Annotated in this window: 6 protein-coding genes and 1 pseudogene; all 7 read right to left on the reverse strand. The window is 65.8% G+C overall.

Annotated elements, in window-relative coordinates:
- A pseudogene (locus AC5RW2_RS39990) lies at window positions 1-207 on the reverse strand (proline--tRNA ligase); the annotation flags it as partial.
- A gap of 71 nt (window positions 208-278) precedes the next feature.
- Window positions 279-662 (reverse strand): hypothetical protein, encoded by a 384-nt coding sequence (locus AC5RW2_RS39995; RefSeq protein WP_494028778.1) that lies wholly within the window; start codon window positions 660-662, stop codon window positions 279-281.
- A gap of 52 nt (window positions 663-714) precedes the next feature.
- On the reverse strand, window positions 715-1,479 hold the full coding sequence (locus AC5RW2_RS40000; protein WP_494075230.1) for a GNAT family N-acetyltransferase: 765 nt from the start codon (window positions 1,477-1,479) through the stop codon (window positions 715-717).
- A 166-nt stretch (window positions 1,480-1,645) separates the two neighbouring features.
- Window positions 1,646-2,812 (reverse strand): flavodoxin-dependent (E)-4-hydroxy-3-methylbut-2-enyl-diphosphate synthase, encoded by a 1,167-nt coding sequence (gene ispG / locus AC5RW2_RS40005; RefSeq protein WP_494028780.1) that lies wholly within the window; start codon window positions 2,810-2,812, stop codon window positions 1,646-1,648.
- A 99-nt stretch (window positions 2,813-2,911) separates the two neighbouring features.
- Entirely contained in the window at window positions 2,912-3,202 is a 291-nt protein-coding gene (locus tag AC5RW2_RS40010; RefSeq protein ID WP_494028781.1) for a YciI family protein, read from the reverse strand.
- A 95-nt stretch (window positions 3,203-3,297) separates the two neighbouring features.
- A complete protein-coding gene (locus tag AC5RW2_RS40015; RefSeq protein WP_494028782.1) occupies window positions 3,298-4,644 on the reverse strand; it encodes a M50 family metallopeptidase in 1,347 nt (448 codons plus the stop codon).
- Window positions 4,645-4,695: 51 nt separating this feature from the next.
- On the reverse strand, window positions 4,696-5,766 hold a 1,071-nt coding region (dxr, locus tag AC5RW2_RS40020; protein ID WP_494075231.1), incomplete at its 5' end, for a 1-deoxy-D-xylulose-5-phosphate reductoisomerase.

The raw sequence follows: 5,766 nt of genomic DNA on the forward strand, positions 1-5,766 counted from the left end.
CTGGGCGCCGATAGCGGCCATCTCCTCGCGGATGATCTGCTCCACCTTGCCCAGCACCCGCAGGCCCAGGGGCAGCCAGCTGTAGATGCCGGGAGCCGCGCGGCGGATGTACCCGGCGCGGACCAGCAGCCGGTGGCTGGCGACCTCGGCGTCGGCAGGGTCTTCGCGCAGAGTGCGCAGGAACAGGGTGGAAAGGCGAAGGACCACGCTTGAAAATCCGTTTCTTAAGACAGGCGGCAGGGCCGCAGCCGCGACCCGGATAAACACTGTCTACTAATCTAGCGGTTCCGCGCCCCGGTTCGTGAACGGCGCCGGCCCTGCCGCCTGCGTGCCGCCGCTGCGGGCCCGTCAGTCGGTGTTGCGGTTTCCGGAGTCCCCGTCTGTCCGCCGCCGGTTTCGGCCTCATCCTTGGCGAATACCTCATCCACCAGGTCCTCGAGCCCCTGCTGTTCCTGGTCCCCCAGCTCCGCTCCGGTCTTCGTGGCCACGACCAGCAAAGACCCCTGCGCGGCCGAAACCTGCATCAGCATCTGCGTATTGTCGCCGTCGCGGGTGCTGACGGTAGCGAACGTTTCGTCGCCCTCGGTCTGGGCCTGTAGCTCCTCGCCGCTCACGTTGTACCGCTGTCCTGCCACCTCGAGGGTGCAGGAGACCATCAGCACACTTAGTTTCTGCGGATACTCCGGCAACTGATGCGGGTACAGGGAACCTCCGCTAAAACAGGACCGTCGCGAAGGTGCCGATCTGTTCGAACCCGACGGCCCTATAGGTGGCCAGGGCGCGGGCGTTGTAGTCGTTGACATAGAGGCTGGTTACCGGTGCCACCTGGCGGGCAGCGTTTACCATGGACGCCATGTAGCCGGCGCTCAGCCCCTGGCCGCGGTACGCCGGATTCATCCAGACGCCCTGAATCTGCGTGGCGCTGCTGGATACGGTTCCCAGTTCGGCCTTGAAAATGACCTGTCCCGCCGCATCCACGTCGATGAACGAGTGCCGGCGCTGGATGAAGCCGCGCACGCGGTGGCGGTAGTAGTTGTCGCCGCCGGAGGTCGGGGAATAGCCGACTTCCTCTTCGAACATCGCCACACAGGCCGGAAGCAGGATGTCCAGCTCGCTGGCCTGGGTGGTCCGCAGGCCGGCGTTGGCGGCGACTTTCGGCGCGGTACGGATTTCCAGCAACGGCTGGTTCGGCCGAACATCGAAAGGCCGCGGGGTGGCCCACTGGAGGCGGGACCAGATCGCCAGCACGCCTTCCGCCGGCCCGAAAATCGAGGAGAACCGGCGGCCGGATTCGCCCAGGTACTGCCCGAAAGCCGGTCCGGTTTCCGCCGTGACAGCTACCGGAACCACATTGACACCGGCCCAGCAGGCACTGACCATTGTGCCGGCGTCGAAATAGCCCAGCATCCGCGCTCCGGTGGACGTGGAGGCGGCGGTGCCGGACACTTCAAGATGCGAGGCCACGAAAATGTTCGCCACCGGGTCCTGGTTGACCAGGGTCCATAGGACGTCCGTGTCCCCGTCGTCAAGGACACGGACCTCCCCGTCCGGACACGGACCCTCAAGGGAGGATTGCCCGGGAACTTCGAGGGGGCGTCCCTCAGCTCCCGTGGTCAGCACATCCGAGGGCGGGAGCTGCGGAGAATCAGCTGACCGTAACCACGGGGCCACCCGGGACAGCATCCTCGCCATCGCTTCCACCCATCTCTTCGGCAATTCTCATCGCTTCATCAATGAGTGTCTCAACAATCTGGTCCTCAGGAACAGTCTTGATGACCTCACCCTTCACGAAAATCTGGCCTTTTCCGTTGCCGGAGGCCACGCCAAGGTCGGCTTCGCGCGCTTCGCCCGGACCGTTGACCACACAGCCCATGACGGCGACCCGCAGCGGAACCTCCATTCCCTCCAGTCCTGCGGTGACCTGGTCCGCGAGGGTGTAGACGTCCACCTGGGCGCGGCCGCAGGAGGGGCAGGAGACAATTTCCAGCTTGCGCGGCCGCAGGTTCAGGGACTGCAGGATCTGGTTGCCGACCTTGATTTCCTCGACCGGCGGTGCGGAGAGGGAGACGCGGATTGTATCCCCGATGCCCTTGGACAGCAGGGCGCCGAAGGCGGTGGCGGACTTGATGGTGCCCTGGAACGCCGGCCCGGCCTCTGTCACGCCCAGGTGCAGCGGCCAGTCGCCGCGTTCGGCCAGGAGCTCGTAGGCCCGGACCATGACCACGGGGTCGTTGTGCTTGACGGAAATCTTGAAGTCGTGGAAGTCATGTTCTTCGAACAGGGAGGCTTCCCAGATGGCGGATTCGACCAGTGCTTCGGGGGTTGCCTTCCCGTATTTCTGCAGCAGCCGGGGGTCCAGCGAACCCGCATTCACGCCGATGCGCAGGGAGGTGCCGGCGTCCTTGGCAGCCTGGGCGATTTCCTTGACCTGGTCGTCGAACTTGCGGATGTTGCCGGGGTTGACGCGCACCCCGGCGCAGCCGGCGTCGATCGCGGCAAAGACATATTTGGGCTGGAAATGAATGTCCGCGATAACCGGAATCTGGGACTTCTTCGCGATGATCGGCAGCGCCGCGGCGTCGTCCGCGCTGGGGCAGGCCACACGCACAATGTCGCAGCCCGCGGCGGTGAGTTCGGCGATCTGCTGCAGCGTCGCGTTGATGTCCGTCGTGGGGGTGGTCGTCATGGACTGGACGCTGATGGGCGATTCGGATCCGACTCCCACGGCGCCGACCTTGATCTGCCGTGTCTTGCGACGGGGTGCAAGTACGGGCGGTGGTGCAGCGGGCATTCCGAGATTGACCGAGGTCAAGGGTCCTCCATTGTGCCTGGATGGCAGTTAACGATTACGCCGGGCCGGCGTCTTACTAATTATGCGCTCTGAAGCTGACAATGCTGGCTAGGCAGCGGTTCAGCCCTGGTTGGCAAGCAGGCCGATGACCGGATTCCACTCGGTGGTCTTCATGCCGGAAATCACGCCGACGGAAGCGAACGGATCCTGCTTCAGGGTCTCGTTGAGTTCGTCCTCATCGGCTGCGGTGAAGATGAGCAGGGCGCCGCTGCCGTCAACGAAGGGACCCGAGGTCAGCAGGCGCCCGGCTTGCAGCAGCTCGGCAAGCCAGGCGCGGTGGGCGGGGCGGTGCTCCGTGATCAGGTCGGTCGCTTCAGCGTCATAAACGTATTCCACAGCAAAAACACTCATGGGCAAAAGCCTACCTGCCGAGGGCCCGCGTGGCGCGACAGGCTTCGCGGGCGGCAGGTGACCGCTCCCCTGCTCCGGGTAGGTGGCGGCCGAGGTCAGCCGAACAGGTTGACCGGCTTGACGATGTCCGCGTAGATCAGCAGCGCTCCCATGCCCATGAGCAGCGCGGCGACAACGTAGGTCAGCGGGAGCAGTTTGGCGATATCGAACGGACCCGGATCGGGACGCTTGAACAAGCGGGCAGCTCCCCGCTTCAGCCCTTCCCACAGCGCACCGGCGACATGGCCGCCGTCGAGCGGCAGCAGCGGCACCAGGTTGAAGACGAACAAGGCCAGATTGACGCCGCCGAGCAGTCCGATCAGAGTGGCGACGCGAGACTGGAGCGGCACTTCCTCCATGGCGGAGATTTCGCCGGCGATGCGCCCCACGCCGACGACGCTGATCGGCCCGTTCGGATCCCGGGGTTCGCTGGAAAACGCCGCCTCCGCGACGTCGGCCACCCGCTGCGGCAGGTTGAGCACGACGCCGGTGACGTTGGCGATGTTCTCGCCGACGGCCGGCAGCACCTCGGTGGCCGGCTGAGGCACCAGTTCGGTACGCGAACCGACGCCGATGAACCCGACTTCCTCCATGACCGGCTGGTTGTCCGGCCCCATCAGCGGGCGGCCATCGATATCCGGAACCGGACGCTCGGTGAGCAGCGGGGTGATGGTCGACTCCACTTCCTGCCCGTCATGCAGGTAGCTGATCGGCACTTCCCGGCCGGCAGCGTCCCGGATCCAGGAAGACATTTCCTCCCAGCTGGTCACGGCCCTGCCGTCAAACTCGGTGATGGTGTCCCCCGGCTGCAGGCCGGCCGCGAACGCCGGAGCCACCGGATCCGTGTCCGTGCAGTCGGTCTGCCCGGTCGCCGCCTGCTGGCTCGCGGGGACGACGCACCGGTAGACGTCGCTGACGGTCGTTGTTGCCTGCGGCGAGCCGAAGCCCATGATCAGGACGGCAAACAGGACCACGCCGATGACCAGGTTCATGGCCGGTCCGCCGAGCATGATGATGATGCGCTTCCAGATCGGCAGCTTGTAGAAAACGCGGTTCTCGTCCCCGGGCCCTATCTGCTCCGCTGCGACCTGGCGGGCGTCGGCCGCCAGCTGCTGGAACATTCCGGTGCTGGACTTGCGGACGGATTGGCCGTCGTCGCCCTTGGCTGGCGGAAACATACCGATCATCGACACATAGCCGCCCAACGGAACGGCCTTGACGCCGTACTCGGTTTCACCTCTCCGGCGGGACCAGAGCGTGGGGCCGAAACCGATCATGTACTGCGTTACACGGACCTTGAACAGCTTGGCTGGCACCAGGTGGCCGACCTCATGGAGTGCGATCGAAACGGCGATGCCCACCGCCACGAACAACACACCAAGGATGAAAAGAAGAACGGTCAACGGATTTCCTTCGGGTATTCCTTCACGTGCGGTCGGCTGGATGCAGGGTCGTCACAGCGGCGCCCCCAACCCTAAACGTTCGCGGGCCCTGAAGCGTGCCCAGCTTTCGGCCGCCAGCACGGATTCCAGGCTCAGCTCCGAGGATCCCTCATGCTCTGCCACGACGGCAGCGACTGTATCCACGATGTCCAGGAACCCGATCCGGCCGTCATGGAAGGCGTTGACGGCTTCCTCATTGGCCGCGTTGAAGACAGCCATGCAGGTACTGCCCTCCGCGGCCGCTTCCTTGGCCAGCCGGACCGCGGCGAATGCTTCTTCATCGAGCGGTTCGAAGGTCCAGGTTGCCGCCTTGGTCCAGTCGCACGCCGGCGCCGCTCCCGGCACCCGGGCCGGCCAACCCAGGCCCAAGGCGATCGGAAGCCGCATGTCCGGCGGGGAGCATTGGGCGATGGTGGAACCGTCCGTGAACTGGACCATCGAATGCACCACGGACTGCGGGTGGACCACCACGTCGATGCGGTCCAGCGGGATATCGAACAGCAGGTGGGCTTCGATCACCTCAAGGGCCTTGTTGACCAGGGTCGCCGAATTCGTCGTCACCATCCGGCCCATGTCCCAGGTGGGATGGGCCAGCGCCTCCTGCGGGGTCACGCCGGCCAGTTCGGCGCGCTTCCGCCCCCGGAATGGGCCGCCAGATGCCGTCACGACCAGCCGGTCGATCTCCGCGCCGGTCCCGGAACGCAGCGCCTGGGCCAGGGCCGAATGTTCCGAATCCACTGGCACAATCTGTCCGGGTCCCGCAGCATTCCGCACCAATTCGCCGCCGACGATCAGCGATTCCTTATTAGCGAGCGCCAGGAGGTGGCCGGCCCGGAGCGCGGCGAGTGTCGGGGCGAGGCCGATGGAACCGGTAATGCCGTTAAGTACGACGTCGGCCGCCGGCCAGGCGGCGATGGTTGCCGCTGCGTCCGGGCCGGCGAACAGCTGCGGCTCATAGCCGGACCGGCCTGCCGCACGGGCCGCCGCCTCGATCGCTTCCTTCAGCCGGCCCGCGTCGCCGTCGGCAATGCCGACGGCTTCAGCCGGGGTGTGGACGGCCAGGCGCGCGATCAGGCCGAGGTT

Source organism: Arthrobacter sp. B0316-1-20 (genome assembly GCF_059091865.1).